The organism is uncultured Microbacterium sp., assembly GCF_963524805.1.
In the GTDB taxonomy this organism is placed as follows: domain Bacteria; phylum Actinomycetota; class Actinomycetes; order Actinomycetales; family Microbacteriaceae; genus Microbacterium.
This window is the reverse complement of sequence record NZ_CAURGG010000010.1, coordinates 100,860-126,219: the sequence shown is the minus strand read 5'-3', so window position 1 is coordinate 126,219 and position 25,360 is coordinate 100,860. Positions and strand designations below refer to the sequence as shown.

Annotated in this window: 24 protein-coding genes; 16 read left to right on the top strand and 8 right to left on the bottom strand. The window is 69.9% G+C overall.

Going from position 1 to position 25,360, the window contains the following annotated elements; translation table 11 throughout:
• On the bottom strand, window positions 1-1,242 hold the full coding sequence (locus RWQ91_RS15870) for a branched-chain amino acid ABC transporter permease (protein ID WP_314508047.1): 1,242 nt from the start codon (window positions 1,240-1,242) through the stop codon (window positions 1-3).
• A gap of 372 nt (window positions 1,243-1,614) precedes the next feature.
• On the opposite strand from RWQ91_RS15870, the gene guaB reads away from it, so the two are divergent.
• From guaB to RWQ91_RS15845, 5 genes are all read left to right on the top strand, one after another.
• Entirely contained in the window at window positions 1,615-3,117 is a 1,503-nt protein-coding gene (gene guaB, locus RWQ91_RS15865; protein WP_314508019.1) for an IMP dehydrogenase, read from the top strand.
• Window positions 3,118-3,336: 219 nt separating this feature from the next.
• Complete coding sequence (locus RWQ91_RS15860; RefSeq protein WP_314508017.1) at window positions 3,337-4,188, top strand: DUF559 domain-containing protein; 852 nt, start codon at window positions 3,337-3,339, stop codon at window positions 4,186-4,188.
• A gap of 149 nt (window positions 4,189-4,337) precedes the next feature.
• Complete coding sequence (locus RWQ91_RS15855; protein WP_314508016.1) at window positions 4,338-4,961, top strand: TMEM175 family protein; 624 nt, start codon at window positions 4,338-4,340, stop codon at window positions 4,959-4,961.
• Window positions 4,962-4,998: 37 nt separating this feature from the next.
• Entirely contained in the window at window positions 4,999-5,277 is a 279-nt protein-coding gene (locus RWQ91_RS15850; protein WP_314508014.1) for a DUF2277 domain-containing protein, read from the top strand.
• A gap of 97 nt (window positions 5,278-5,374) precedes the next feature.
• The gene (locus tag RWQ91_RS15845) at window positions 5,375-7,063 is read left to right on the top strand and encodes an ATP-binding cassette domain-containing protein (RefSeq protein WP_314508012.1); all 1,689 of its coding nucleotides are present in this window, start codon (window positions 5,375-5,377) and stop codon (window positions 7,061-7,063) included.
• A 58-nt stretch (window positions 7,064-7,121) separates the two neighbouring features.
• On the opposite strand, the gene RWQ91_RS15840 is transcribed toward RWQ91_RS15845, so the two are convergent.
• Window positions 7,122-8,591: a DHA2 family efflux MFS transporter permease subunit gene (locus RWQ91_RS15840; RefSeq protein WP_314508010.1), complete on the bottom strand. Its 1,470-nt coding sequence runs from the start codon at window positions 8,589-8,591 to the stop codon at window positions 7,122-7,124.
• 83 nt (window positions 8,592-8,674) lie between these two features.
• Between RWQ91_RS15840 and RWQ91_RS15835 the strand changes: the two genes are divergently transcribed.
• The 10 genes from RWQ91_RS15835 (at window position 8,675) to RWQ91_RS15790 (ending at window position 19,421) form a co-directional block, all read left to right on the top strand.
• Window positions 8,675-9,310, top strand: a complete 636-nt coding sequence (locus tag RWQ91_RS15835) for a TetR/AcrR family transcriptional regulator (protein WP_314508009.1) — start codon at window positions 8,675-8,677, stop codon at window positions 9,308-9,310.
• A gap of 51 nt (window positions 9,311-9,361) precedes the next feature.
• Entirely contained in the window at window positions 9,362-10,480 is a 1,119-nt protein-coding gene (locus tag RWQ91_RS15830) for a GuaB3 family IMP dehydrogenase-related protein (RefSeq protein WP_314508045.1), read from the top strand.
• The gene (locus RWQ91_RS15825) at window positions 10,477-11,334 is read left to right on the top strand and encodes an SURF1 family cytochrome oxidase biogenesis protein (RefSeq protein WP_314508007.1); all 858 of its coding nucleotides are present in this window, start codon (window positions 10,477-10,479) and stop codon (window positions 11,332-11,334) included. Before RWQ91_RS15830 ends, RWQ91_RS15825 begins: the two co-directional genes overlap by 4 nt.
• A 41-nt stretch (window positions 11,335-11,375) precedes the next feature.
• The gene (locus RWQ91_RS15820) at window positions 11,376-11,885 is read left to right on the top strand and encodes a DUF3817 domain-containing protein (protein WP_314508004.1); all 510 of its coding nucleotides are present in this window, start codon (window positions 11,376-11,378) and stop codon (window positions 11,883-11,885) included.
• Window positions 11,882-13,465, top strand: coding sequence for a glutamine-hydrolyzing GMP synthase (gene guaA, locus RWQ91_RS15815; RefSeq protein WP_314508003.1), 1,584 nt, complete (start codon window positions 11,882-11,884; stop codon window positions 13,463-13,465). Before RWQ91_RS15820 ends, guaA begins: the two co-directional genes overlap by 4 nt.
• A 23-nt stretch (window positions 13,466-13,488) precedes the next feature.
• A complete protein-coding gene (locus RWQ91_RS15810) occupies window positions 13,489-14,883 on the top strand; it encodes a glycosyltransferase (protein ID WP_314508002.1) in 1,395 nt (464 codons plus the stop codon).
• Window positions 14,884-15,069: 186 nt separating this feature from the next.
• Window positions 15,070-15,714, top strand: a complete 645-nt coding sequence (locus tag RWQ91_RS15805; protein WP_314508001.1) for an ATP-dependent Clp protease proteolytic subunit — start codon at window positions 15,070-15,072, stop codon at window positions 15,712-15,714.
• Window positions 15,711-16,310 carry an ATP-dependent Clp protease proteolytic subunit gene (locus tag RWQ91_RS15800; RefSeq protein ID WP_314508000.1) on the top strand — a complete coding sequence of 200 codons (600 nt, stop codon included), beginning with the start codon at window positions 15,711-15,713 and terminating at the stop codon, window positions 16,308-16,310. Before RWQ91_RS15805 ends, RWQ91_RS15800 begins: the two co-directional genes overlap by 4 nt.
• Window positions 16,311-16,362: 52 nt before the next feature.
• Complete coding sequence (gene crtI, locus RWQ91_RS15795) at window positions 16,363-17,910, top strand: phytoene desaturase family protein (protein WP_314507999.1); 1,548 nt, start codon at window positions 16,363-16,365, stop codon at window positions 17,908-17,910.
• The gene (locus tag RWQ91_RS15790) at window positions 17,907-19,421 is read left to right on the top strand and encodes a carotenoid oxygenase family protein (protein ID WP_314507998.1); all 1,515 of its coding nucleotides are present in this window, start codon (window positions 17,907-17,909) and stop codon (window positions 19,419-19,421) included. Before crtI ends, RWQ91_RS15790 begins: the two co-directional genes overlap by 4 nt.
• On the opposite strand, the gene ligD is transcribed toward RWQ91_RS15790, so the two are convergent.
• The 3 genes from ligD to RWQ91_RS15775 all read right to left on the bottom strand — a co-directional run bounded on the left by ligD (window position 19,340) and on the right by RWQ91_RS15775 (window position 22,105).
• Entirely contained in the window at window positions 19,340-20,617 is a 1,278-nt protein-coding gene (ligD, locus tag RWQ91_RS15785; RefSeq protein ID WP_314507996.1) for a non-homologous end-joining DNA ligase, read from the bottom strand. The genes RWQ91_RS15790 and ligD overlap by 82 nt on opposite strands.
• Before the next feature lie 61 nt (window positions 20,618-20,678).
• Window positions 20,679-21,023, bottom strand: a complete 345-nt coding sequence (locus RWQ91_RS15780; protein ID WP_314507994.1) for a helix-turn-helix transcriptional regulator — start codon at window positions 21,021-21,023, stop codon at window positions 20,679-20,681.
• 155 nt (window positions 21,024-21,178) lie between these two features.
• Window positions 21,179-22,105, bottom strand: a complete 927-nt coding sequence (locus tag RWQ91_RS15775) for a Bax inhibitor-1/YccA family protein (protein WP_314507991.1) — start codon at window positions 22,103-22,105, stop codon at window positions 21,179-21,181.
• 165 nt (window positions 22,106-22,270) lie between these two features.
• On the opposite strand from RWQ91_RS15775, the gene RWQ91_RS15770 reads away from it, so the two are divergent.
• Window positions 22,271-23,281: a glycerophosphodiester phosphodiesterase family protein gene (locus RWQ91_RS15770; protein ID WP_314507990.1), complete on the top strand. Its 1,011-nt coding sequence runs from the start codon at window positions 22,271-22,273 to the stop codon at window positions 23,279-23,281.
• A gap of 30 nt (window positions 23,282-23,311) precedes the next feature.
• Here RWQ91_RS15770 and RWQ91_RS15765 read toward each other — a convergent pair whose 3' ends face one another.
• The 3 genes from RWQ91_RS15765 to RWQ91_RS15755 are packed head-to-tail and all read right to left on the bottom strand — an operon-like array spanning window position 23,312 to window position 25,349.
• Entirely contained in the window at window positions 23,312-23,953 is a 642-nt protein-coding gene (locus RWQ91_RS15765; protein ID WP_314507987.1) for a GntR family transcriptional regulator, read from the bottom strand.
• A gap of 35 nt (window positions 23,954-23,988) precedes the next feature.
• A complete protein-coding gene (locus RWQ91_RS15760) occupies window positions 23,989-24,726 on the bottom strand; it encodes a class I SAM-dependent methyltransferase (RefSeq protein WP_314507984.1) in 738 nt (245 codons plus the stop codon).
• Between the two features lie 23 nt (window positions 24,727-24,749).
• On the bottom strand, window positions 24,750-25,349 hold the full coding sequence (locus RWQ91_RS15755) for a winged helix-turn-helix domain-containing protein (RefSeq protein ID WP_314507982.1): 600 nt from the start codon (window positions 25,347-25,349) through the stop codon (window positions 24,750-24,752).
• Window positions 25,350-25,360: the final 11 nt, after the last annotated feature.

Sequence of the window (25,360 nt, the reverse complement as noted above, 5' to 3'; positions counted from 1 at the left end):
CTACCCCAATCTTTCTTTGCGACCGAGCAAGCCCTGAGGTCTGACGAGCAGGATGAGGATCAGCACGACCAGCGCACCGGCGTACTTCAGGTCGGACGGGATCCAGAGGGTCGAGACCTCGACGACGACTCCCACGATGAGCGCGCCCAGCAGCGCCCCGAACGCCGTTCCGAGACCGCCGAGGGTGATCGCAGCGAAGATCAGCAGCAGCATCTGCGTGCCCATGTCCCATTTGACGCCGGGGCGGAAGTACGCCCACAGGATGCCGGAGAGAGCCGCCAGCACGCCCGCGAGGATCCAGACGATCCGGATGACCCGGTCGACGTTGATGCCGGAGGCCGACGCCAGCTGCGGGTTGTCGGAGATCGCTCGCGTGGCCTTGCCGATGCGGGTGCCCAGCAGGAAGTAGGCGACCGCGAGGATCACGACGATGCTCACCCCCATGCTGATGAGGTCGATGTACGACAGCGAGATCGGACCGAACTGGATCGGCGCGGGACTCGCACCGGGCAGCTGGTAGGTCTTGCCGCCGATGAAGAACTGGTACGTGTAGCGCAGGGCGAGCGAGAGGCCGATGCTGACGATCATCAGCTGGACCACCCCGAGCCCTCTTCGTCTCAAGGGTCTCCACAGGCCCGCATCCAGCGCCAGGCCGAGCACACCGCCCATGACCACCGCGAGGATGATGCCGACCCAGAACGGCAGCGCCCAGAAGGAGGTGAACACGAGAGCCATCAGAGCGCCCCACGTCACCATCTCGCCGTGTGCGAAGTTCGACAGGCCCGTCGTGCCGTAGATGAGCGACGCGCCCATCGCCGCCAGCGCCAGCAGCAGACCGAAGTTGAGGCCGTTGATCAGGCGCACGAGGAGCTGATCGAAGAAGGACTGCGTCACCCGTTCGCCCTCGCCGAGGAACAGGTTCACGATCTTCGACCCGGTGAGCCCGAACTCCACCTCCTGAGAGGCGGACTCCCCGTCGACGATCACGCCCTCGGGAAGGGTGGACTCGTCGACCGTGAGGGTGTACTTCTCCTTCTCGGGCACGTAGAGCCGCCACTGTCCGTCGGTGTTGGTGACGGTCTCGGCCTCGAAGCCGTTGCCTTCGACCTTCACTGTCACGTCGGGAACGCCTTTGTCCTCGAACGTGATGACACCGCCGAAGTAGTAGTCGGTCGCCTCTTGATCACCGCCAGGGGTGTCGGGGGCGGACGCATAGGCGCCCGGGCTGGACAGGAAAACCATCGCCGCCGCGAGCAGCGTGCCGATCACGACGACCAGCCAAGGCTGTACCCGCCGAACGCGCAGAGTCGTAGGACTCACAAAACCTCCAGGTCCGCCGCCGCGCGCCGAGGGCTCGGGTCGCCACGGCGCTGATCAACGACGGTACGAGCGTAATGTGTCGATCTTGTTTCACCTACAACACTCTTGTGCGAAGTACCGGCTCCGGGCGCGGCGCCCGCCCGCGCTGCGGCCGCGGAATCCCGCGGGCCACCGGTCAGCTTCGCGGAATGAAACGAGCGCCCGCTCGCTTAGAATCGAGTACGGCGCGTTCCCGTGCGCACCGGCCGCCGTCGTCCACTTCGATCAGCGCGCGAGCCACGCGCAGGAGAACCCATGCAGAACCACGACCCCTTCGGCTTCGTCGGACTCACCTATGACGATGTTCTCCTGCTGCCCGGGCATACCGACGTCATCCCGAGCGAGGCCGACACGTCCTCCCGGGTGACCCGGCGGATCACCGTCGCCACCCCGCTCGTCTCCAGCGCGATGGACACCGTCACCGAGGCCCGCATGGCGATCGCGGTCGCCAGGGAGGGGGGCCTCGGCATCCTGCACCGCAATCTCTCCATCCAGGAGCAGGCGTCGCAGGTCGACCGGGTCAAGCGCAGCGAGTCGGGCATGATCTCCAACCCGATCACCACCACGCCCGACGCCACGATCGACGAGGTCGAGGCGCTGTGCGCGCAGTTCCGCATCTCGGGCCTGCCGGTCATCGACGCCGACGGCCGTCTGGTCGGCATCGTCACCAACCGCGACATGCGCTTCGTGTCGGGCTTCGAGCGATCGAGCACCCTCGTCAAGGACGTCATGACAAGCGAGGGTCTGGTCACCGCACACGTCGGCATCGGCGCGAACGACGTCATCGCGATCTTCGCCAAGCACCGCGTCGAGAAGCTGCCGCTCATCGACGACGACGGCAGGCTCGCCGGGCTCATCACGGTCAAGGACTTCGACAAGAGCGAGAAGTATCCGCTGGCCACGAAGGACGAGCAGGGTCGCCTGCGCGTGGGCGCGGCGATCGGCTTCTTCGGCGATGCGTGGGAGCGCGCCGAGGCCCTGCGCGACGCCGGAGTTGATGTTCTCGTGGTCGACACCGCGAACGGCCAGTCGGCCGGCGTCATCGACATCGTCCGCCGGCTGAAGGCCGACGCCTCGTTCGAGCACATCGACATCATCGGCGGCAACGTCGCGACGCGGGAGGGCGCGCAGGCGCTCATCGACGCGGGCGTGGATGCCGTCAAGGTGGGTGTCGGGCCGGGATCGATCTGCACCACGCGCATCGTCGCGGGCGTCGGCGTGCCGCAGGTGACCGCCGTGTACGAAGCCTCCCTCGCGGCGCGGGAGGCCGGCATCCCGGTCATCGCCGACGGCGGACTGCAGTACTCAGGCGACATCGCGAAGGCCCTCGTCGCCGGCGCCGACACCGTCATGCTCGGCTCGCTGCTGGCCGGAACCGACGAGTCGCCCGGAGAGATCGTCTTCCAGGGCGGCAAGCAGTTCAAGCAGTACCGCGGCATGGGCTCACTCGGCGCGCTGCAGACCCGCGGCAAGAAGACCTCGTACTCGAAGGACCGCTACTTCCAGGCGGACGTCCCGACCGACGACAAGCTGATCCCGGAGGGCATCGAGGGCCAGGTCGCCTACCGCGGCCCCGTCTCCGCCGTCGCCTACCAGCTGGTCGGAGGGCTGCGCCAGTCGATGTTCTACGTCGGCGCCCGCACGATCGACGAGCTGAAGGCCAAGGGCAAGTTCGTGCGCATCACGGCCGCCGGCCTGAAGGAATCGCACCCGCACGACGTGCAGATCGTGGTCGAGGCGCCGAACTACAAGCGCTGAGCCGGGCCGGCGGCATCCATCGCGCTGACGGAACTCGCAGAATCGCGCCGAGTTCGCACGATCTCGCAGGAATCCCGCGACTTTCGCGCGATCCTGCGAACTTCATGACCTGCAGAGGCGGTGCGCTCGCCTCCTCCACACATCGGCTCGTGCGCGCGTGATCCACGGATGCCGTATGCCCGGCTCGGCGAGCGGTGAAGGCGCCCCCAGGCTGGGTGGGTGAACAGGGCGCTGCACGACTGGCTGTCCGCGCGGGACGGCATTGCGCGACGGGATGAGGTGCTTCGCGCCGGCTTCGCGATCGGGGCCCTGCGCACCCTTGTCCGCGCGGGTGAGGCGCGCATGATCCGTCGGGCGTGGGTCGCGCTCAGCGGTGCCCGCGCGGATCTGGTGACCGCCGCCGAAGCGGGGGGCAGAGTGTCGTGCGTGTCGCTGGCGCGCGCACGCGGCTGGTGGATGCCGCACGACGTCGACCAGCATCTGCATCTGCATGTCCTCCCGGGCTCCGCGTCAGCGTACCTGCCGGAAGGATGGCCGGGAGTCCTGCACTGGACGAAGCCGATCGTGCCGAGCGAGCGTCGTCTCACGGCGACCGTCGAGGATGCGCTCGCCCAGATCGCGGTATGCCTGCCCTTCGACACCGCCCTCGTGCTGTGGGAATCGGCGGCACGCACAGAAGCACTGGCCGGCGAGGCGCTCCGCGGGGTGCGCTGGACCAGTCGCCGTGCCCGTGAGCTGGCCGAAGCCGTGACCGGGCTGTCGGACTCCGGACTCGAAACCCTCGTCGCCACACCGCTGCGTCGGTGGGGGGTCCGTGTGCGGCAACAGGTGGTTCTCGCGGGACGACCGGTGGACCTGCTCGTCGGCGACCGGCTCGTCCTGCAGATCGACGGCTACGAGCATCACTCCTCGAGTGCGCAGCGCGCGAAGGACATCGCGCACGACGCTGAGCTGCGCCTCCGTGGCTACACCGTGCTCCGGGTCAGCTACGGCCAGGTCGTGCACGACTGGCCGGCGGTCGAGCGCCGGATCAGGCGCGCGCTCGCCGCAGGATTGCACCTTGCTGGCTGAGCGCGGACGGTCGCCGAGCCACGGCGGGCGGCATCCCCACGCGTACTTCGCAGAATCGCGCGAACCTCGCAGGTTTTCGCACGAATCGTGCGAAGTTCGCGCGATCCTGCGAGGTTCGCGAACCGCGTGCCCCTCAGTACGCTGGGCGGGTGATCAGGCAGCGCACTCATCCCGCCGCGACGCAGGGCACGAGCAGGCTCGAGGCCTTCACCGACGGCGTCTTCGCGATCGCGGCGACACTGCTCGTGCTGGACCTGACGACCTACGCGATCGGCGACATCGATTCGGATGCCGAGATGTGGGCGGCGCTGGCCGGCATGTGGCCGCTGTTCCTCAACTTCGCGCTCAGCTTCCTGCTGCTGTGCCTGCTGTGGATGACGCACGTGCAGCAGTTCGAGCACGTGGCCCGCGTGGACGCGACGCTTGTCTGGCTGAACAACGCCCGACTGCTGTTCATCGTTCTGGTGCCCTTCGCGACCAGCCTGACCACGGAGTACTCCGACTGGCTGGCGGGGCGGCTGCTCATGCCGGTGACCTTCTTCCTGGCGATCCTGTTCAGCTGGCTGCAGTGGATGTGGGCGGTGGGCCACCGCGCGACGATGCTCCCCGACCTGAGCGACGACGACGCGCGCGGCTACGGACGGGGCGCCCTCAGCGCGCTCCTGATCTCGGGGCTCGTCGTGGTCATCGCCCCGTTCGTCGGATCGGTGGCGTTCCTGCTGTTCTTCTTCGACGGGCCGCTGACCAGGGTGCTGCGCGGCAGGGGCGACTGACTTCCTCGCAACGCGAGCCGGGCGTACCGTTGTCGCCATGTGCCGGAACATCCATACCCTTCACAACTTCGAGCCCGCCGCGACCAACGACGAGATCGACGCCGCCGCGCTGCAGTACGTCCGCAAGATCGCGGGCACCACCAAGCCCTCCAAGGCCAACCAGGAGGCCTTCGACCGGGCCGTGCACGAGATCGCGCACATCACCGGTCACCTGCTGCAGGACCTCGTGGCCGTCACGCCGCCGAAGAACCGCGAGGAGGAGGCTGCGAAGGCCCGCGCGCGGGCCGTCGCATCGGGACGCTACTCGGTCGCCTGAGCGGCTGGGGTAGTCTGGTCGGCTCGCCACCCGCGGGCCGACGCCATGCGTCGACGGATGCCGCGGCACACGCGGCCGCACGAGGGCGCACACGGCCATGGGCTACATCGACATCAGTCAGGTCTCCTACGGCCTGCCCGACGGCAGGCCCCTGCTGGACGAGGTCTCGTTCCGCGTCGGCGAGGGTTCGACGACGGCACTGATCGGGGCGAACGGCGCCGGCAAGACGACTCTGCTGCGGATCATCCGCGGTGACGAGCCGGCGCACGGGGGAGCGGTGACGATCGGCGGCGCGCTCGGCGTCATGGACCAGTTCGTCGGCCACGGGCGGCCGGGCGCCACGGTTCACGAGCTGCTCATCGAGGTCGCGCCGCGCCGCATCCACGACGCCGCGATCGAGCTGGAGGCCGCCGAGGCCGCGATCATCGAGAACGACGACCTCGACGCGCAGCTGCGCTACGCCACCGCGCTCGCCGACTACGCGGATGCCGGCGGCTACGAGCACGAGACGGTCTGGGACCAGTGCACCGTTGCCGCGCTCGGCGTCCCCTTCGAACGGCCCCGTTTCCGTGAACTGGCGACGCTGTCCGGCGGCGAGCAGAAGCGCCTTGTGCTGGAGGCCCTGCTGCGCGGACCCGATGACGTGCTGCTGCTGGATGAGCCCGACAACTACCTCGACGTTCCCGGCAAGCGGTGGCTCGAAGAGCAGCTGCGCGCGACACCCAAGACCGTGTTGCTCGTCTCGCACGATCGGGAACTGCTCGCCCGCGGCGCCGACCGCATCGTCACACTGGAGACCGGCGCGGCAGGAAGCACGGCCTGGGTGCACGGCGGCGGCTTCTCCACCTACTACCGGGCCCGCGCCGATCGGATGGACCGGCTCGACGAGCTGCGACGCCGCTGGGACGAGCAGCACGAGAAGCTCAAGGCACTCGTCGCCGCGATGAAGGTGAAGGCCGCGGCGAACGACGGCTTCGCGTCGCGCTACCAGGCCGCACTCACCCGCCTGTCGAGGTTCGAGGAGGCCAGTCCGCCGCAGGAGCGCCCGGCCGAGCAGGATCTGCAGCTGCGACTGCGTGGAGCGCGCACCGGCAAGCGCGCCGTGATCGCGGAGCGCCTCGAACTCACCGGTCTGATGAAGCCGTTCGATCTCGAGGTCTGGTTCGGGGACCGCGTCGCGGTGCTGGGGTCCAACGGCTCCGGCAAGTCGCACTTCCTGCGCCTGCTCGCACGCGGCGGCACCGATCCCGACGCACGCCTCGGGCACGTGCCTTCGGCGGGCGCGAAGCTGGATCAGGTCGCTCACACCGGCCGCGGCATCCTGGGCGCTCGTGTGGTTCCGGGCTGGTTCGCACAGACCCATCGGCACCCCGAGTTCGTCGGGCGGACGCTGCTCGAGCTGCTGCATCGTGGCGACGAGAACCGGCCCGGGATGCCGAGGGATGCCGCCAGCTCGGCCCTGGATCGCTACGGCCTCGTCGGCCAGGCGCAGCAGAGCTTCGAGACGCTCTCCGGTGGGCAGCAGGCGAGGTTCCAGATCCTCCTGCTCGAGCTGTCGGGCACGACCCTCCTGCTGCTGGACGAGCCGACCGACAACCTCGACCTCGCGTCTGCCGAGGCCCTCGAGGCGGCGCTCGATCGGTTCGAGGGCACGGTGCTGGCCGTCACTCACGATCGCTGGTTCGCGCGGTCGTTCGACCGGTTCCTCGTGTTCGGCGCCGGCGGAGAGGTCGACGAGTCCGACGCTGCGGTGTGGGACGAGAAGCGGGTGGTCCGCACGCGCTGACCGTCGTGCGCGAATCCGCGTGCGCCGAGCACCCGATGCGCAGACGCTCGCCGGCGCGTCAGGCTCCGACGAGCTCGGGGTCGGTGGAGGCGGATGCTGCGCTCGCGGCATCCGTCTCGTCCTCGGCCGACGCCACCGTGGACGACCGACCCGACGGCAGCCACAGTGCGACGACCATTCCGACGAGCAGCACCGCTGCACCCACGAGCACCGCGGGGCGAGCCGCGTCCACATAGAGGTCGGGGCTCAGCTCGCCGCCGGCACCCACGAAGATCGCGGTCATCGCGGCGGTGCCCAGCGCCAGCCCGATCTCGCGCACCGTCGAGTTGACCCCGGACGCCTTGGCGTGGTCGAGGACGCCGAGGGTCGCGAGCAGTGCCGTGGCGGACGGCGCGAAGACCAGCCCCATCCCGACGCCGGCCATGATGAACGGTGCCACGAGCTGGGCGTAGGGCAGATCGGCCGACATCGTGATCGCGATCCAGAACAGCGCGACCGACTGCAGGCCCAGCCCCAGCACCATGAGCACGCGCGTTCCCACCCGCGGTGCGACGATGCCCGCGAGAGGTGCGACGAACATCGGAGCGAGGGTCCACGGGGTGGTCTGCACCGCGGCTTCGAGCGGGGTCGCGCCCTGCACCACCTGCATGTACTGGATCAGGATGAAGACTGCTCCGAACGTGCCGAAGCTGAAGGCGAAGCCCACGACGTTCGTCACCGAGAACGAGCGGTCGGCGAACAGGCGCAGGGGGATGAGCGGCGCCTTGGCCCGTGCCTGCCACACGAGGAACACCGCGAGCAGCAGGACGGCGCCGACGATCTCGGCGATCACCCCCACCGAGTCCCAGCCGTCGTCGTTCCCCCGCACGATGGCGTGCACGAGTCCCAGCACGGCGGCTCCGGCGAGAACCGCGCCCACGACGTCGATGCGCGCCCGCTGACCGAAGTCGTTGTTCAGCACGAAGAAGGCGAGGGGGATGGCGATGAGGGCGACCGGCACGTTGATCCAGAAGATCGCCTGCCAGCTCCATCCCTCCATGACCGCACCTCCGACCAGCGGCCCGACGGCGACGCCGAGGCCGGAGATCCCCCCCCAGATCCCGATCGCGAGCGGCCGCCGTTCAGGGGCGACCCCGCCCGAGATGAGGGCGAGCGACAGCGGCAGCACTCCGGCGGCGCCGAACCCCTGCAGCGCGCGGGCTCCGATCAGCTGCGCGGGATCCGTGCTCAACGCGGCGAGCACGGAGCCGACGCCGAAGATCGCGATGCCGATCATGAAGACGGTGCGGCGGCCGAAGCGGTCGCCGAGCGCGGCGGCGACGAGGATCATGCTCGCGAACGAGAGGGTGTAGGCGTTGACGAACCACTGGAGCTCCTCGACCGAGGCGCCCAGCCGTTCGTGCAGGACCGGGAGGGCATTCGTCATGACGAGGTTGTCGAGAGTCGCCATGAACATCGGAAGGGATGCGGCGAGCACCACGAGGCCGAAGGCCCGCCGACGTGTCGCAGGAGGAGAGACGAGAGTCACGGCGGACGCCTTTCGAAGGAAGTTGTAATCGGATGATTACTAGATTATGACCACTGTAGTAATCGACTGATAACATGTCAAGCGTGAGTGCGAACAGGATCGATGACCGGGACGCCGCTGCCGAGATCAAGGGGCGGATGAGCTCCGACGAGCGGCGGGAGCAGATCGTCGAAGCGGCGATCGCCGTCTTCGGCGCCAAGGGATACGTCGGGACCACCACCGACGATGTCGCCCGTGCGGCATCCGTCTCACAGCCCTATGTCGTCCGACTGTTCGGCACGAAGGAGAATCTGTTCCTCGCGGCGTTGAGCGACGCGCTCGAGCGACTGCTGGCGGCTTTCCGCAGCTCTCCCGGACTCGGGGACATGGACGAGCGCCGTGAGCGGATGGGGCAGACCTACCTCACCCTGCTCGAAGTGCGGGGGCTCCACCAGATCCTCTCGCACGCGTTCCTCCTCGGCGCGCACCCGGTCATCGGACCCGCGGCCCGCGCGGGTTTCGCGCGCGTGTGGCACTTCCTCCGCGAGGAAGCGGGCTTCGACGCCGAGGAAGCGCGCAAGTTCCTGGCGATGGGCATGCTCATCAACACGATGGTGGGGCTTCGCATGACCGAGGAGTACGGCAAGGACGCCGGCATGACGGAGCTGTTCGACGAGTGCTTCCCGCTGAGCATGCAGATGGTGCTCGCCGAGGCTCCCCGCGTCGGCGAGCCGTGGTGAGCCGCTGACCCGCGTCCCGCGTGGGCTCCCGGGTAGGCTGATGACGTGAGCATGGAGATCGAGATCGGTCGCGCGAAGCGCGCGCGTCGGGCCTACACGTTCGACGACATCGCGGTCGTGCCGTCTCGGCGCACGCGCAATCCCGAGGACGTGTCCACGGCCTGGACGATCGACGCGTTCCAGTTCGCGATCCCCGTGCTCGGGGCGCCGATGGACTCGGTCGTGAGCCCCACGACCGCCATCATGCTCGGACAGCTCGGCGGTCTGGGTGTGCTCGATCTCGAGGGGCTGTGGACCCGGTACGAAGACCCCGAGCCGCACCTTGCCGAGATCGCCGGGCTCGACGACGCGACGGCGACGCGCCGGATGCAGGAGCTCTACGCCGAGCCGATCAAGCCCGAGCTCGTGCGCGACCGGCTGGCCGAGATCCGCGCGGGCGGGGTCACCGTCGCCGGGTCGCTCACGCCCCAGCGCACGCAGGAGCTCTACGAGACCGTGGTCGCGGCCGGCGTCGACCTCTTCGTGATCCGCGGCACGACGGTCTCGGCCGAACACGTCTCGTCGGTCGACCAGCCGCTGAACCTCAAGAAGTTCATCTACGACCTCGACGTTCCGGTCATCGTCGGCGGCGCGTCGACCTACACGGCGGCGCTGCACCTCATGCGCACCGGCGCGGCCGGGGTGCTCGTCGGCTTCGGCGGCGGCGCCGCCTCGACCACGCGCGCCACCCTCGGCATCCACGCGCCGATGGCCACCGCCGTCTCGGACGTCGCGGGCGCCCGTCGCGATTACCTCGACGAGTCGGGCGGGCGCTACGTGCACGTGATCGCCGACGGCGGCGTGGGGACCTCGGGCGACATCGTGAAGGCGCTGGCGATGGGGGCGGATGCCGTCATGCTCGGTGTCGCGCTGTCGCGGGCGACCGACGCTCCCGGCCGCGGCTACCACTGGGGGCCGGAGTCCCACCACCCGAAGCTGCCGCGCGGACGCCGCGTGCGCGTGGACCAGGTGACGACCCTCGAGTCCGTGCTGTACGGTCCCGCCCCCGTCGCGGACGGCACCGCGAACCTCATCGGAGCACTGAAGAAGTCGATGGCGACCACGGGGTACTCCGACCTCAAGGAGTTCCAGCGGGTCGATGTCGTGGTCGCCCCGTACGACGCGGGATGAGCACTTCGGACGCCGCTCCGCTCGACGCTCCGCCGGAGGTCTTCCCGCCGACCCTGCGCGAGGTCATGCTCAGGCCGCGCTGGATCGCGCTGCTCGCACTGTGCCTCGTGGTCGCCGGCGTCTTCGCCTGGCTCGGCCAATGGCAGCTGGGCCGGGCGCTGCTGACGGATCCGACCCCGCCCGGGGCGACCGAAGAAGTGCAGCCGCTCGCCGAGGTCGCAGCGCCCGGTGAGTACGTGCCCGAGCCGCTCGTCGGCCAGCGTGTCACGGTCACCGGCACCTGGGTCCCCGACGATTTCATCGTGGTCTCGTCGCGCTTCAACGACGACGTCGAGGGCTACTGGGTGACCGGGCAGCTTCGCGTCGCGGACGACTCCTCACAGCAGCCGGTCTCCGTCGCCGTCGCCATCGGCTGGGCGGCCACCCCGGAGGCGGCGCTCGCCGCGGTCGACGAGCTGAATCGGGATGCCGCCGCCCCCGGTGCCGCCGACACCCCGCTCGCGATCACGGGTCGCCTCATCTCGGACGAAGGACCCGTGCTGCCGCCCAAGGCCGGCGATCCCCTGACCCTCACCCGCATGTCGCCCGCCGCCCTCCTACCCCGCTGGCACGACATCGAGGGACTCGACCTCTACCGCGGCTACGTCGCCGCCGAGGTGCCGCAAGGCGGCCTGGACGCGATCTCGTCGCCCGCGCCGGCGGCCGGGTCGTCGCTGAACTGGCTGAACATCTTCTACGCGATCGAGTGGGCGGTCTTCGCCGGCTTCGCGTTCTACCTCTGGTACCGGCTCGCCCGCGACGCGTGGGAGCGCGAGCTGGAGGAGTTCGAAGACGCGGAGCCCGCAGCATCCTGACCCCCGCCGGGGGTCCCGCCGGCCGCGGGTAGACTGGATCCATGCCGCCGGCCCCGAAACTCGCCTCGTTCCCGGCCATCCGCGCAGCGCTGAAGTTCTACCAGGTCTGCTCGGTCATCACCGGCACGATGCTGCTGCTGCTGTGCGCCGAGATGCTGATCAAGTACGTCCTCGGCTACGAGCTGTTCCTCGGCGGATCCGGCGGATTCCTGTGGTTCGCGCCCGTCGTGGAAGGTCCCGAGGGGCTCGAGTCGACCGGAGACGGCCTGAACCTGTCGCTCGGCATCCTGGTCGCGCACGGCTGGTTCTATGTCGTCTACCTCTTCGCGTGCTTCCGGGTGTGGAGCCTCATGCGCTGGCCGTTCCCGCGCTTCCTGCTGCTGGCTTCGGGCGGCATCGTGCCCCTGCTGTCGTTCTTCCTCGAGGTGCGCGTCGCGCGTGACGTGCGCGCCTACCTGAAGACCCGCGAGGAGGCGGCGGCGCAGGCCGACTCCCCCTCGCCCGCCACCGAAGACCGCACCCGGTCGATCCCGACGGAGAACACGCGTTGACAGAGCAGACAGAGACCGACCAGCGTCCGGTGCTGGTGGTCGACTTCGGAGCGCAGTACGCCCAGCTGATCGCTCGCCGGGTTCGTGAGGCGGGCGTCTACAGCGAGATCGTGCCGCACACGGCGACCGCCGCCGAGATCGCCGCACGAAACCCCGTCGGTCTCATCCTCTCCGGCGGGCCTTCCTCGGTCTACGAACCCGGCGCACCGGCGCTCGATTCCGGTGTCTTCGACCTCGGCGTGCCGACCCTCGGCATCTGCTACGGCTTCCAGGTGATGGCGCAGGCGCTCGGCGGAGAGGTCGCCAACACGGGACTGCGCGAATACGGTGCCACGGATGCCGCGCTCACCGGCGACGGCGGCGTGCTGCTGGCCGGACAGCCGGCTGCGCAGAACGTCTGGATGAGCCACGGAGATCAGGTCTCCAAGGCCCCCGAGGGTTTCGACGTGCTCGCCTCGACCTCGGCGACGCCGGTCGCGGCGTTCGGCAGCGAGGCGCGGCGCATGTACGGTGTGCAGTGGCACCCCGAGGTCAAGCACACCGACTTCGGGCAGCGCGTGATCGAGAACTTCCTCCACGATGCGGCAGGGCTGCCGGCCGACTGGAACAGCGGCAACGTGATCGCCGAGCAGGTGGCGCGCATCCGCGAGCAGGTCGGCACGGGCCGTGTGATCTGCGGGCTGTCGGGCGGAGTGGACTCCGCGGTCGCCGCGGCGATCGTGCACGAGGCGGTCGGCGACCAGCTCGTCTGCATCTTCGTGGACCACGGGCTGCTGCGCAAGGACGAGCGCGAGCAGGTCGAGAACGACTACGTCGCCTCGACCGGGGTGCGCCTGGTGACGATCGACGCGCGCGAGCAGTTCCTGACCGCGCTCGCCGGTGTCAGCGACCCCGAGCAGAAGCGCAAGATCATCGGGCGGGAGTTCATCCGCTCGTTCGAGGCGGCCGAGAAGGCGCTCGTCGCCGAGGCGGCCGCCGACGGCGAGCCGATCCGCTTCCTCGTGCAGGGCACGCTGTACCCCGACGTCGTGGAGTCCGGCGGCGGCAGCGGGACGGCGAACATCAAGTCCCATCACAACGTGGGGGGCCTTCCCGAGGACCTGCAGTTCGAGCTCGTCGAGCCCCTGCGCACCCTGTTCAAGGACGAGGTCCGCGCGATCGGCCGCGAGCTGGGCCTGCCCGAGGTGATCGTCGGGCGCCAGCCGTTTCCGGGGCCCGGCCTCGGCATCCGGATCGTCGGCGAGGTCACCGCTGACCGTCTCGAGATTCTGCGTGACGCCGACGCGATCGCCCGCGAGGAGCTGACCCGAGCGGGCCTCGACGGCGAGATCTGGCAGTGCCCGGTCGTGCTGCTCGCCGACGTCCGCTCGGTCGGCGTCCAGGGCGACGGCCGTACGTACGGGCACCCGATCGTGCTGCGCCCCGTCTCGTCCGAAGATGCGATGACCGCGGACTGGACGCGCCTGCCGTACGACGTGCTGGCGCGCATCTCGAACCGCATCACAAACGAGGTGCGCGAGGTGAACCGCGTCGTGCTCGATGTCACCAGCAAGCCGCCGGGCACGATCGAGTGGGAGTGACCCGGTAGAGGCAGGATGGGAGCGTGAGCGACTTTCCGGATGCCGAATACCTCATCCTCTCGAGCAGGCTGATCCCCGACCACGACGGCGGCTACGCCCTGGCCACTCTCGCCCGCGCGCGGCAGATGGCGGCGGCGGGCGTGCACAACGGACTCGGCCCGCTGCTGCTGACGCTGGACCCCGCGCCCCCGGCCGCGCACGCACAGCATCGGGCAGCGTTCGCCGGACGCGACCTGGTGGTCGACCCGGATCGCATGCGCAATCTCTTCGACGAGGCCACCGGCCCGCGCGGCGGAGCGGCTGACTGGCTCCGCGCCGCCGCACACGCGGGCGAGCCCGACCCGGCGCTGGAGTACCGTGCCATCGCCGATGACGCGGGACGCCCCGTCGCCGGACTGCCGGTCATCGCCGGCGACCCGGACTGGCACGTCACGACTGCGCCGATCGCCGTGTACGACGACCGCGGTCAGATCGCCGGGGTGGTCGACGGGTTCGGGGCGCTCTACCGGGCATGGCTGCAGCACGTCGTCGACGGCGTGCGGTCGGGGGATGCCGGCCGCGCCGTCGTCGTCGTCTGCGAATCCCGCCAGCTCGGCGAGCTGCTCGCGGGCTGGGACGATCCGGCGCTGCGCCTCGTGCACGCGATCCACACGATCCACCTCGAGCCGCCCTTCACCCCGGATGCGTCGCTGAATCCCCTCTGGTCCCGCTGGTTCAGCCTCGCCGAGCGGTTCGATGCGGTGCTGTGGCCGACGGCTGCGCAGCGCGCCGACGTCGAGGACCGCTTCGGCTCCTCTCCCGTGCACGTCGTCGTGCCGCATGCCGTCGGGGCGGCGGCATCCGTCACCCCGCTCGCCGACCGGGTGCCGGGTCGCGTCGTCATGCTCAACCGGCTCGCACCGGGCAAGCGCGTCGATCACGCGATCCGCGCGTTCGCGGCGGTGGTGGAAGCGGTGCCCGAGGCGTCGCTGGACATCTACGGGGACGGACCCGAGCGCGAGGCGCTGCAGGAGCTGATCGACGGGCTCGAACTCGAGGCGCACGTGGTGCTCCGCGGGATCACCGATGAGGCCGGGCGCGAGCTGGACGCGGCATCCGTCTTCGTCTCGACCTCGGCCTTCGAGGGGCAGGGCCTGTCGATCGCCGAGGCGCTCGTGCACGGCTGCCCCGTGGTCGCGTACGACGTGCGGTACGGTCCGCGGGATCTGCTCGCCGACGGTGGCGGGATCCTGGTGCCGGATGCCGACCTCGACGCGCTCGCGCGGGCCGTCGTCGACCTGCTCACCGACGTGGAGCTGCGCGCCCGGCTGACCGCCGAGGCCGTCGCGGCCGGGCGCGCCGTGCACCCGGATCACGCGATGGCGGCACTCGCCCAGGCGGTCCAGGACGTGCTGGCCCGGCCCTCCCGCCGGGTCTGAGCGGCGCCTCTTCTTCGCGAGATCACCCCGTGCTCGCGAAGTCACACCGCGCGGCCGCGGGTAGCAGGTGACCTGGCGGACAGCGGGTGATCTCGCGCACAGTGCGACGCCCGCTAGCCGCTCAGGGCGGATCAGCCGGGGGCGGAACGCGATGCCGCACCCGCGGCGTCGCGGCACGCTGGGGTCATGGCAGACGACGGCAAGATCCCCCAGTTCGGCGCCGAGGCGCGACGAGAACTGTTCCACCAGCGCGTGCTCGTGCTCGACGGGCCGCTCGACGACGACAACGGCACCCTGATCGCGACGCAGCTGCTCGCGCTCGCCGCCCAGGACGACTCCTCCGACATCGCCCTGTGGATCCACTCGCCCGGCGGGTCGGTCCCGGCGATGCTCGCGATCCGCGACGTCATGCGCCTGATCCCGAACGACGTCGCGACGCTGGCCCTGGGGCTCGCGTGCAGCGCCGGCCAGTTCCTGCTGTCGTCGGGAACGCCGGGCAAGCGCCGCGCACTGCCGCATGCGCGCATCCTGATGCACCAGGGCTCGGCGGGCATCGGCGGCTCGACCGTCGAGGTCGAGGTGCAGGCCGGCGACCTGCGCCACATGCGCGACACCGTGCTCGGGCTGATCGCGGCTGACACCGGCCAGAGCATCGAGCGCATCTTCGAGGACTCCCTGCACGACCGCTGGTACACCGCGGCGCAGGCGCAGTCCTACGGCTTCATAGACGGCATCGTGACCGACTTCGCGCAGGTCGTGCCCCGGCGGCGCCGGCCCGCGGGCCTGGGACTGGGGCTGCCGGACGAGCGCACCACGGAGGTGGCGGCATGAGCTACACGATCCCGAACGTGGTGTCGCAGCATCCACGGGGCGACCGCATCATGGATGTGTACTCGCAGCTGCTGACGGAGCGGGTCGTCTACCTCGGCACGGGAATCGACGCGGGTGTCGCCAACGCCCTCATCGCGCAGCTGCTGCACCTGGACGCGGACAACCCGGACCGCGACATCCAGCTGTACATCAACTCCGAGGGCGGTGACCCGAGCGCGATGCTGGCGATCTACGACACGATGCAGCACGTGCGGCCCGATGTGGCGACCACCTGCGTCGGACAGGCGATCGGCGTCAGCGCGGTCATGCTGGCCGCCGGCGCCCCCGGCAAACGGGCGGTCCTGCCGCACGCCCGGGTCGTGCTGCACCAGCCCGCCGGTCAGGGGCGAGGAGCCATTCCCGATCTGATCCTCCAGGCCGACGAGCTCGTGCGGGTGCGCGGCGAGGTCGAGGAGATCCTCGCCCGGCATACGGGTCAGGATGCCGCGAAACTGCGCACCGACACCGACCGCGACCGTGTCTTCACCGCCGATGAAGCCGTCGCGTACGGGCTGGTGGACCGGGTGCTGACGGATCGATCCGGAGGCGAACGCTAGAAATACTAGAGAATCCGCCCGACCGTGAATGCGGGTCGATTATGGTGACCTCATGCGGGCGATCGTCATCGGAAGCGGCTTCGGCGGCCTCGCCGCAGCCATCCGGCTGGCCGCCGCCGGGCACGAGGTGACCGTGCTCGAGAAGCGTGAGCGCATCGGCGGCCGCGCCTACCTGTACGAGCTGGACGGGTTCCGCTTCGACGGCGGGCCGACCGTGCTGACGGCCCCGTTCATGTTCGAGGAGTTGTTCGCGCTGGCCGGAGAGCGGCTGGAAGACCACGTGCAGCTCGTTCCGCTAGACCCGTTCTATCGCGCGTTCGACCAGGACGGCACGCACTTCGACTTCCACGCAGACCCGGTGCGCATGCAGCAGGAGGTTGCGCGGCGCAGCCCCTCGGACGAGCAGGGATACACGCGCCTGCGCGGCCGGGTCAGCCGCATCTTCGACGCGTTCTATCCCTACACGGAGCGGCCGATGATGCAGCTGCACGTCATGATGCGGATGCTGCCCTTCCTGCTGCGCCACCGGGCCGCGCTCGGCGTGCAGAGACTTGTCGACGGCTGCATCCGGGACCCCTTCCTGCGTCGCGCGCTGGCCTTCCATCCCCTGCTGATCGGCGGCCACCCGTCGCGCACGCCCGCGCTGTACGCGCTGATCGTCGAGTTCGAGCGGCGCTGGGGCGTGCATTACGCCGTCGGCGGCACCGCGGCGCTCGTGGACGCGCTCGGTGCGCTGCTGCAGCGGCTCGGCGGACGGATCGAGTGCGGGGTCGCGGTCGATCGCATCCTCGTCGAGTCCGGCCGCGCGGTCGGAGTGCACCTCGAGGACGGCCGCCGCCGCGACACCGATGTGGTGATCTCCAACGCCGACCCGGGCTACACCTACGACCGCCTGCTCGGAGCGGAGGGCGGTCTCGCGGCCCGTCGGCTGCGGGCTGCGCAGCCCAGCATGTCGCTGCACGTGCTGTACTTCGGCGCCGACCGCACGTGGCCGCAGACACCGCTCGCGCACCACAACCTGCTTCTCGGGGGCGACTCCGACGGTGTTCTCGGCAGGGTGTTCGGGCGGTCGCGCCGCGCGCGCGACAAGCACGGTGAGCCGCTGACGGCCGACGACTTGTTCCTCTACGTGCATCTGCCCACCCGGACTGACCCGTCGATCGCGCCGGCGGACTGCGAGGCGCTGTACGTCCTCGTCGCGGCGCCGCCGATCGACGCGGACGAGGTGGTGTCGGAGGCCACCGCGCGCCGGGTGCGCGATCTGGTCGTCGAGGTGCTCGATCAGCGGTATCTGCCCGGTCTGGCATCTCACCTGGTCGTCGAGCACGCGATCGGACCCGAGCATTTCCGCGATGTGCTGAACACGCCGCGCGGGGCCGCGTTCTCGCTGCAGCCGACGCTGTTCCAATCCGGATGGTTCCGGCCGCACAATCGGTCGCGTCGCGTCGAGGGTCTGTACCTGGTCGGCGCCGGCACGCACCCGGGCGCCGGAATCCCCGCGGTGCTCGCCTCGGGCAAGATCGCCGCCGAGCTGATCGAGGGCAGTGCGGCGGCGCAGCACGAGCGGGCTCGTGCTCAGCCGACGGCGGCGGGGACATGACCGCGGCGCCGTTCGCCGTGCACGGGTTCGGGGAGAGCCCCGAGGTGGCGATCGACGACGTGGCCGTACGCGGCGAGCTGCCGCCCTGGCTCACCGGATCGCTGCTGCGCAACGGACCGGGCACGTTCCAGGTGGGCGAGCGCCGCTATCGCCACTGGTTCGACGGACTGGCGATGCTGCACCGCTTCACGATCCGCGGCGGGCGGGTGTCGTACGCCAACAGGTTCCTGGAGACCGAGTCGTACCGCATCGCGCGCGACGAAGGCCGCATCGCATACCCCGAATTCGCCACTGACCCGTGCCGCTCGATGTTCGCCCGCGCCATGGCGGTGTTCGATCCGCAGCCCACCGACAGCGCGAAGGTGAACATCGCCCGCGTGGCCGAGCACTATCTCGCGCTCGCCGAGACGCCCATCCAGGTGGAGTTCGACCCCGAGACGCTGCGCACCGTGGGGGTCACCGGGTGGGACCGCTCGAACTTCGGCCGGATCACGACGGTGCACCCGCACCTGGACGAGCAGCGCCACGAGGCCATCAATCTCGTCACGCGCTATGGCGCGGTCAGCACCTACGTGTTCCGGCGCGTCGACACCATGCCCGCCGACGCCGCGGACCGGGGGCCGCTGCCCGGGGAGACGATCGCCTCAAAGGCGGTGCGGGAGCCGTCCTACATCCACTCGTTCGGCATGTCGCAGCGTCACCTGGTGATCGTGGAGTTCCCGCTCGTGGTGAACCCGATCTCGCTGCTGCTGTGGCTGCGCCCGTACATCGAGAACTTCCGGTGGAAGCCGTCGCGAGGCACCCGCATCCACGTGTTCGATCGCGCGACCGGAGCGCATGTCCGCTCGGCGACCGCCGACCCGTTCTTCGCCTTCCACCACGTCAACGCCTATGACGATGAGGACGGATCGGTCGTCGTCGACCTGGTCGCGTACGACGACGCCTCGGTGATCGAGTCCTTCTACCTGCACCGGCTCTCCGAGCCGGACGTGCAGATCCCGCCGGGGACGCTGCGCCGCCTGCGGGTGCCTCTCACGGGAAAGCAGGAGCGACTGCGCCTGGAGGTGCTCGCGCCCACGGGCATCGAGCTGCCGAGCACCGACTACGCCCGCCGCAACACCAGCCCCGCCCTGCGCTGCGTCTACGGCGTCGGGGTGCGCGGGGACCGCGGCTTCTACGACCAGCTCGTGAAGATCGACCTCGAGAGCCGCACCACGCTCACGTGGTCGGAGCCGGGATGCTATCCCGGCGAGGGAGTGTTCGTCGGCCGGCCGGAACGGATCGCCGAAGACGACGGCGTCATCCTGTCGGTCGTGCTCGACGCGGAGCGGGGGATCTCCTTCCTGCTCGTGCTGGATGCGGCATCCTTCGTCGAGATCGCCCGCGCCGAGCTGCCTCACCCGGTGCTGCTCGGGTACCACGGCCAGTTCTACGACGACCTGCTGGTCTCGGGCGAGCCGTCGTCCTCGGAGGCGCGCCCGGGCCAGGACTTGCCCGCCCAGGGGTCGTAGTCGGCCAGCAGTTCGCCCTGCGACGGACGAGCGGCCTCGGGGACGTGCTGCAGGTTGATGCGCACCCGGTACCAGAGCGAGCTCGAGCCCCGCATGCCGTCGACCATGGTGTCGGCGGGGTGAAGGTCGGCGACGAGGCCGGGATGCTGCGCCTTCCACTGCTCGAGCGCGGCGAGCGCCTCGGGCTTGGTCTTGGTGCGGGCGATCTCGATGAGGGGCATCGTCGAGGCACGCCGACCGGAACCGTCGCCGCCGCGCGGCGGCTTCTCGGCCGGACCGAGCTGCTTCGCGAGTGCCAGCAGCCCGTCGAGCGTGCCGATCGCATCGTCGATGCCCTCGTGCGGATCGCCGATGTCGGCGAAGCGTGCCGGCACGGTGAGTGCGGTGAACTCCTCGGGACGCCGCAGGCGCACCTCGTCCCAGTCCAGCGGGGTGGACACCCGCGCATCGGGGAGCGGACGGATCGAGTACGCGGAGGCGACGGTGCGGTCCTTCGCATTCTGGTTGAAGTCCACGAACACGCTCTCACCGCGCTCCTCCTTCCACCACCTCGCCGTCGCGAGCCCCGGAGCGCGGTTCTCGACCTCGCGGGCGAGAGTCTCAGCGGCCAGCCGCACGTCCTTGAAGTCCCAGTGCGGGGCGATCCGCACGAGGATGTGCAGGCCCCGTGAGCCGGAGGTCTTCGGCCACCCGATGAGCCCGACGTCGTCCAGCACCTCGCGGGCGACGGACGCGACGTCGACGATCTGAGACCAGTCCACGCCGGGCATCGGGTCGAGGTCCACCCGCAGTTCGTCGGGGTGGTCGAGATCCTCGGCGCGGACCGGATGCGGGTTGAGGTCGAGGCACCCCAGGTTGACCACCCATGCCAGGCCGGCGGCATCCCGGATCACTGCCTCCTCCGCCGACGTGCCACGGGCGTAGTGCAGCGTCGCGGTGTCGATGTAGTCGGGATGGTTCTCGGGCACGCGCTTCTGGAAGAACGCCTCCTGCTCGATGCCCTTCACGAAGCGCTTGAGCACCATCGGGCGACCGCCGGCGCCGCGCAGCGCGCCGGGGGCGACCGCGAGGTAGTACTGCACCACCTCGAGCTTGGTCAGCCCGATCTGCGGGAACACGATCTTGTCGGGGCTCGAAACGCGCACCTCGACGCCGTCGACCTCGATGGTCGTGTCTTTGCGCGCAGCGGGACTCATACTCGCGACGCTACCGGGCGGGCGGATGCCGCGGCCAGGCCTTGACGCGTGGCGAACGACGTCAGGCGACCAGCGACAGCCCGACCTGGTTGCCCACGGCAGCGCGCTCGGCGGTGCGCTCGCGCAGTTCGTCGACGACCGCCGCGGTGAGGTCTACGAGCGTCACTTCCAGCGCTCCGGCCACGGCCGCGATCATCTCGCTCGAGGGCTCCTTGAGTCCGCGCTCCATCTCGGACAGGTACTGCGGCGAGACCCCGGCGCGCTCGGCCGTATCGGCCAGCCGCTCGCCCCGATCGTGGCGCTTGCGGCGGAGCTGCTCGCCGAGCACGTCCCGCCACAGCGGTTCAGGCGCCCGCGCGGGCCGCTTGGTGGGCAACGGGATGATCTCCGCCGTACGTTCCTGCATGCGCTCACGATAGAACGTGCCGATGCCCGCTCCGAGTCGTTCCGCTCAGGGCAGAACGACCCGCCGAAAGCCCGGTCGGTCGTGCGACATGCCGGGCCGGGATGCCGAAAGCCCGGCGTGTCCGATGACGCGCCGGGCTTTCGGTGAGGGGTGAGCTAGTTCGAGCCTCGCAGGATCGCGAGGATCCGCAGGATCTCGACGTACAGCCAGACGACCGTGACCATGATGCCGAAGGCACCGAGCCAGGCGTACTGACGGGGAGCGCCGTTGCGCACACCCTGCTGGATCTGGTCGAAGTCGAGCACGAGCGAGTAGGCGGCCATGATGACCACGACCACGCCGATGATGAGGCCCAGCGGGATGCCGAACACCGTCATGCTGTACAGGCCGAAGGCGCCACCGGCGATCGGCACGTTGAACAGCATGAGCCCGAGGTTGATCAGGCCGAAGACCAGGTAGCCGATCATCGCGATCATGAAGACCTTGGTCGCCCGCTTGGAGGCGCGGATCTTGCCGCTCGCGAACAGGGCGAGCGTCACTCCGACGACCGTGAGGGTCGCCAGCGTCGCCTGCACCACGATGCCGGGGTAGAGGAACTCGAAGAAGGCCGAGATGCCGCCGACGAAAAGGCCCTCGAACAGGGCATAGCCGAAGATGAGCGCGGGACGCACCTTCTTGCGGGAGCCGAAGATGACGACCATCGCCATCACGAATCCGCCGAGCATGCCGATGATCCACGGTGCGATGTTCGGGTTGGGGTTCTGCGGGGTCACGCCGGCCATCGTCCAGACCCAGCCGCCGACCGCGGCGACCACGAGGATCGCGAACAGGCCGACCGTCTTCCAGACGGTGTCCTCGACGCTCATCCGGTCGGTCTCGATGGCGCCGGCGGCGGGGGCGGCGTACATGCCCTCGAGCTGGGCCTGCGCGGCGGCATCCGTTCCCGCGTGCTGCGCGGTCGCGTACTGCGTCGGCGCGGGCGGCGGAGTCAAACCGGCAGCCTGACGGCCACCGGGGTAGGACTTCACGGCTCTCGGGTCCTGAAAGGCCGGGTTATCGAATGCGGGGTTCTTGAGGGCCACAGCTCTCACACTCCAAGGTCAGGGGTTCACAGCACTGTGCTGTAGACCAACGATATCGGACGACCCGCATTCCCTCACGGACGGCCGCTGTGAGACGGCTTTGAGCGGGGCCTGCGCAGGGTGGCTTCGGACGGCCGGCGGGCCACCGGCGCGTAGCCTGAATCCGTGCCCCGGACCAGCCCGCTCGTGATCGGCCACCGTGGCGCGCCCGGCTACCGGCCCGAGCACTCGCGCTCGTCGTACGACCTCGCGCTCGCGATGGGCGTCGACGCCGTCGAGCCCGATGTCGTGGTCTCCAGAGACGGGGTGCTCGTCGTCCGCCATGAGAATGAGATCTCCGGCACGACCGATGTCGCCGACCGCCCCGAGTTCGCCCAGCGCCGCACGACGAAGACGATCGACGGCGCGGAGCTGACGGGGTGGTTCACGGAGGACTTCACGTGGCCTGAGCTCTCGAGCCTCCGCTGCCGGGAGCGGCTGCCGAAGCTGCGTCCGTCCAGCGCGTCCTTCGACGACGAACAGCCTGTCCTGCGGCTGCGCGACGTGCTCGATCTCGTGAAAGCGGGTTCGCTCGAGCAGGGCCGCGAGATCGGCGTCGTGCTGGAGATCAAGCATGCGACCTACTTCGACGGCATCGGCTGGGACATCGCCGATCTGGTCGAAGGGGAGCTGCTCGAGGCCGGCTGGGGGAGCGGCGAGCTGCCCCTGACGATCGAGGCGTTCGAGTCGACCGTGCTGCGCCGGCTGCGCGAGCGCGGCATCCCCGGGTCGTATGTCTATCTCCTCGAGGCCGCCGGCCGCCCCTTCGACGCCGTCGCCGCCCTCGGCGCTGTGGCGCCGACGTACCGGCAGACGGCGCAGCCCGCGGGCCTGGACCGCCTCGTCGGCGTCGTCGACGGCATCAGCGTGGACAAGCGCATGATCCTCGCCCCCGACAAGCTCGGGCGCGCCACCGGCCCCTCTTCGCTCGTCGCCGATGCCCACGAGCGGGGCCTGCGCGTCTTCACGTGGACGTGCCGTCCCGAGAACGCCTTCCTGGTGGCGCAGTTCCGCTCGCGGGGCGGAGCTGGCGCGTTCGGCGACTACGAGAGCGAATGGGCGATGATCCGGGAGGCCGGTGTGGACGGTGTCTTCGTGGACCATGCCGATCTCGGAGTCGCGTTCTTCCGGGGCTGAACCGCGAACGCGTGTGCCGGCGGGGTTTGCTCAGATCCCGTGCTGGCGGCGGAACGCCGTTTCGGCGGCATCCCCGTCTCGCAGGGTGATCGCCTCGCGGAGCTTCAGGTACCACTCGTGACGGCTGCCCGCATCGCCCACCAGGGGACGAGCTTCTCGGAGGTTGCGCTCCATCGTGGCGCCGGCTTCGCGCATGACGCGCATCAGCACGCGATTCTGCGACAGCTGCGTGAGATACAGCACGAACTCGCGCGCGGCCCGGTACAGGCGCTTGGCGTCGCCGGCCGTGTTCGCGTCGATCATGTCGTCCACCAGCGCTACTGCGGCGGCGAGCTGCTCGTCATCGAGCCGGGGGACGGCCATGCGCACCGCGATGCCGGCCTGATAGCCGGTGTACTCCAACGTCTCGCGCGCGAGCGCGCTGTCGACGGAGGTCACGCGCGTGTAGCGACTCGGTGAGGTCTCGATGAGTCCGACGGTCTGCAGCCGCGTCAGGGCGTCGCGGATCGGAGTGCGCGAAACCCCCAGCCAGCGCTGCAGATCGCTGTCGCGCAGCGTCTCTCCGGCCTGGAGCGTTCCGTCGAGGATCGCCGCGGTGAGGCGTTCGAGCACCGCGTCGGCGAGGCGGCCTTCGTCGGGTTCGATCGGCGCGGGTTCATCGGGTACGGGCATCGGGCGGCCTCCGGCACCGACTCTAATACTCCGCTCTAGGACGACGCCGAGTCCTGCCGGCGGGTGACGACCAGCCAGGAGGTGTAGTGCTCCGTGACGTGCCCGCCGAGGTCCGCCACGGCAGAGGCGGCCAGACCCACCTCCTCGGGCGACCAATCGCTGAACGTCGTGAAGAGCCGATGCACCTGCGCCTCATCGAATTCCACACTCCATCGGTACGTGTGCGTGGCCTCCACGCGGAACAGGCCCGATCGGGTGAGTGCTGAGGAAGCGGCATCGACTTCCTCCGCGATGTCGGACCGGGCAGGCGCACGGCGTGCGGCCACGATCTGCGCGATGCGATCACGGAACGGGGTGGATGCCGTGGGGTCGCCGAAGACGTTCCGCCAGACCAGCAGCATGCCGTCCGGTCGGAGCCATCGGTGGATCCTCGGGAGCACGACGTCCAGGTCCATCCAGTGGATCGAAGTCGCCGCCACGACGAAGTCGAAGCCGCCGTCAGGCAGATCGACCGTCTCGGCCCGCCCTTCCACGACCCGTGCCGCGGGGAGCGCCGCTTTCAATCGCGCCGCGAGCCGCGGTCCGGGCTCCACCGCGGTCACCCCCACACCGGCGGCCAGAAGCGGCCTGGTCGCCTGACCGGTTCCCGCGCCGAGATCCACGGCCGTGCGGCCGGCCCCCATGAGGCCGAGATCGCGGATCGCGCTCCACAGCGCGGCGGGATAGGGCGGCCGCGCCTGGTCGTACACGTCGGCGTGCGACTCGAAATGCATGCTCCGATCCGGCTCGCGCTCCTTCACTCGGCCAATCCGTCACTCGCACCGGCGTCCGCGGCGGGGAGGATGGGAAAGTCGGTCGGGTAGAGCGCGACGGTGAGTCCGAAGACCTCGTCGCCGTGGCGTTCGAGCGCAGAGAACTCGGCGACGACGGCTTCCACCCGCCCCCAGAAGGCACTGGCCTGACCACGGCTGATCCGCACGTGGCGCGTGTTCGCCCACATCGCGTCGGCGCGATACGCGTCGTCCGACTGCCGCATCGCGTCGCGCAGCGGGTGGGTCCAGGGTGGGGGGTCGACATCGCCGGGATCGACCTCTCCGACGAAGAACAGTCGCGCGGTGCGGCCGTAGAACCGCTCTTCGATGGCGCGCACTCGACGCGTGCGCACGACCTTGAGCATGTCGGCATCCACCAGCACCGCGACGTGGTGGGCGACCGTGCTCTTGGGTCGCTTCACCGCGACCGACAATTCGGACACGGTGGCTGCGCGCTCGAGCACCAGATCGAGGATGACGCCGCGAAGCGGATGCGCCATCGCCTTCAGCTCGTGCGGCGCAACGACGATCCGCCGGTCTTCGAGCGGATAGTCCGGCACGCTCGGATTGCTATTGACCATCATTTCGGAACATT

Coding starts and splice junctions, on each gene's coding strand:
- RWQ91_RS15870 (WP_314508047.1), bottom strand. CDS start 1,242: ATGGTTTTCCTGTCCAGCCCGGGCGCCTATGCGTCCGCCCCCGACACC.
- guaB (WP_314508019.1), top strand. CDS start 1,615: ATGCAGAACCACGACCCCTTCGGCTTCGTCGGACTCACCTATGACGAT.
- RWQ91_RS15850 (WP_314508014.1), top strand. CDS start 4,999: ATGTGCCGGAACATCCATACCCTTCACAACTTCGAGCCCGCCGCGACC.
- RWQ91_RS15845 (WP_314508012.1), top strand. CDS start 5,375: ATGGGCTACATCGACATCAGTCAGGTCTCCTACGGCCTGCCCGACGGC.
- RWQ91_RS15830 (WP_314508045.1), top strand. CDS start 9,362: ATGGAGATCGAGATCGGTCGCGCGAAGCGCGCGCGTCGGGCCTACACG.
- RWQ91_RS15825 (WP_314508007.1), top strand. CDS start 10,477: ATGAGCACTTCGGACGCCGCTCCGCTCGACGCTCCGCCGGAGGTCTTC.
- RWQ91_RS15820 (WP_314508004.1), top strand. CDS start 11,376: ATGCCGCCGGCCCCGAAACTCGCCTCGTTCCCGGCCATCCGCGCAGCG.
- RWQ91_RS15805 (WP_314508001.1), top strand. CDS start 15,070: ATGGCAGACGACGGCAAGATCCCCCAGTTCGGCGCCGAGGCGCGACGA.
- RWQ91_RS15800 (WP_314508000.1), top strand. CDS start 15,711: ATGAGCTACACGATCCCGAACGTGGTGTCGCAGCATCCACGGGGCGAC.
- crtI (WP_314507999.1), top strand. CDS start 16,363: ATGCGGGCGATCGTCATCGGAAGCGGCTTCGGCGGCCTCGCCGCAGCC.
- RWQ91_RS15790 (WP_314507998.1), top strand. CDS start 17,907: ATGACCGCGGCGCCGTTCGCCGTGCACGGGTTCGGGGAGAGCCCCGAG.
- ligD (WP_314507996.1), bottom strand. CDS start 20,617: ATGAGTCCCGCTGCGCGCAAAGACACGACCATCGAGGTCGACGGCGTC.
- RWQ91_RS15780 (WP_314507994.1), bottom strand. CDS start 21,023: ATGCAGGAACGTACGGCGGAGATCATCCCGTTGCCCACCAAGCGGCCC.
- RWQ91_RS15765 (WP_314507987.1), bottom strand. CDS start 23,953: ATGCCCGTACCCGATGAACCCGCGCCGATCGAACCCGACGAAGGCCGC.
- RWQ91_RS15760 (WP_314507984.1), bottom strand. CDS start 24,726: ATGCATTTCGAGTCGCACGCCGACGTGTACGACCAGGCGCGGCCGCCC.
- RWQ91_RS15755 (WP_314507982.1), bottom strand. CDS start 25,349: ATGATGGTCAATAGCAATCCGAGCGTGCCGGACTATCCGCTCGAAGAC.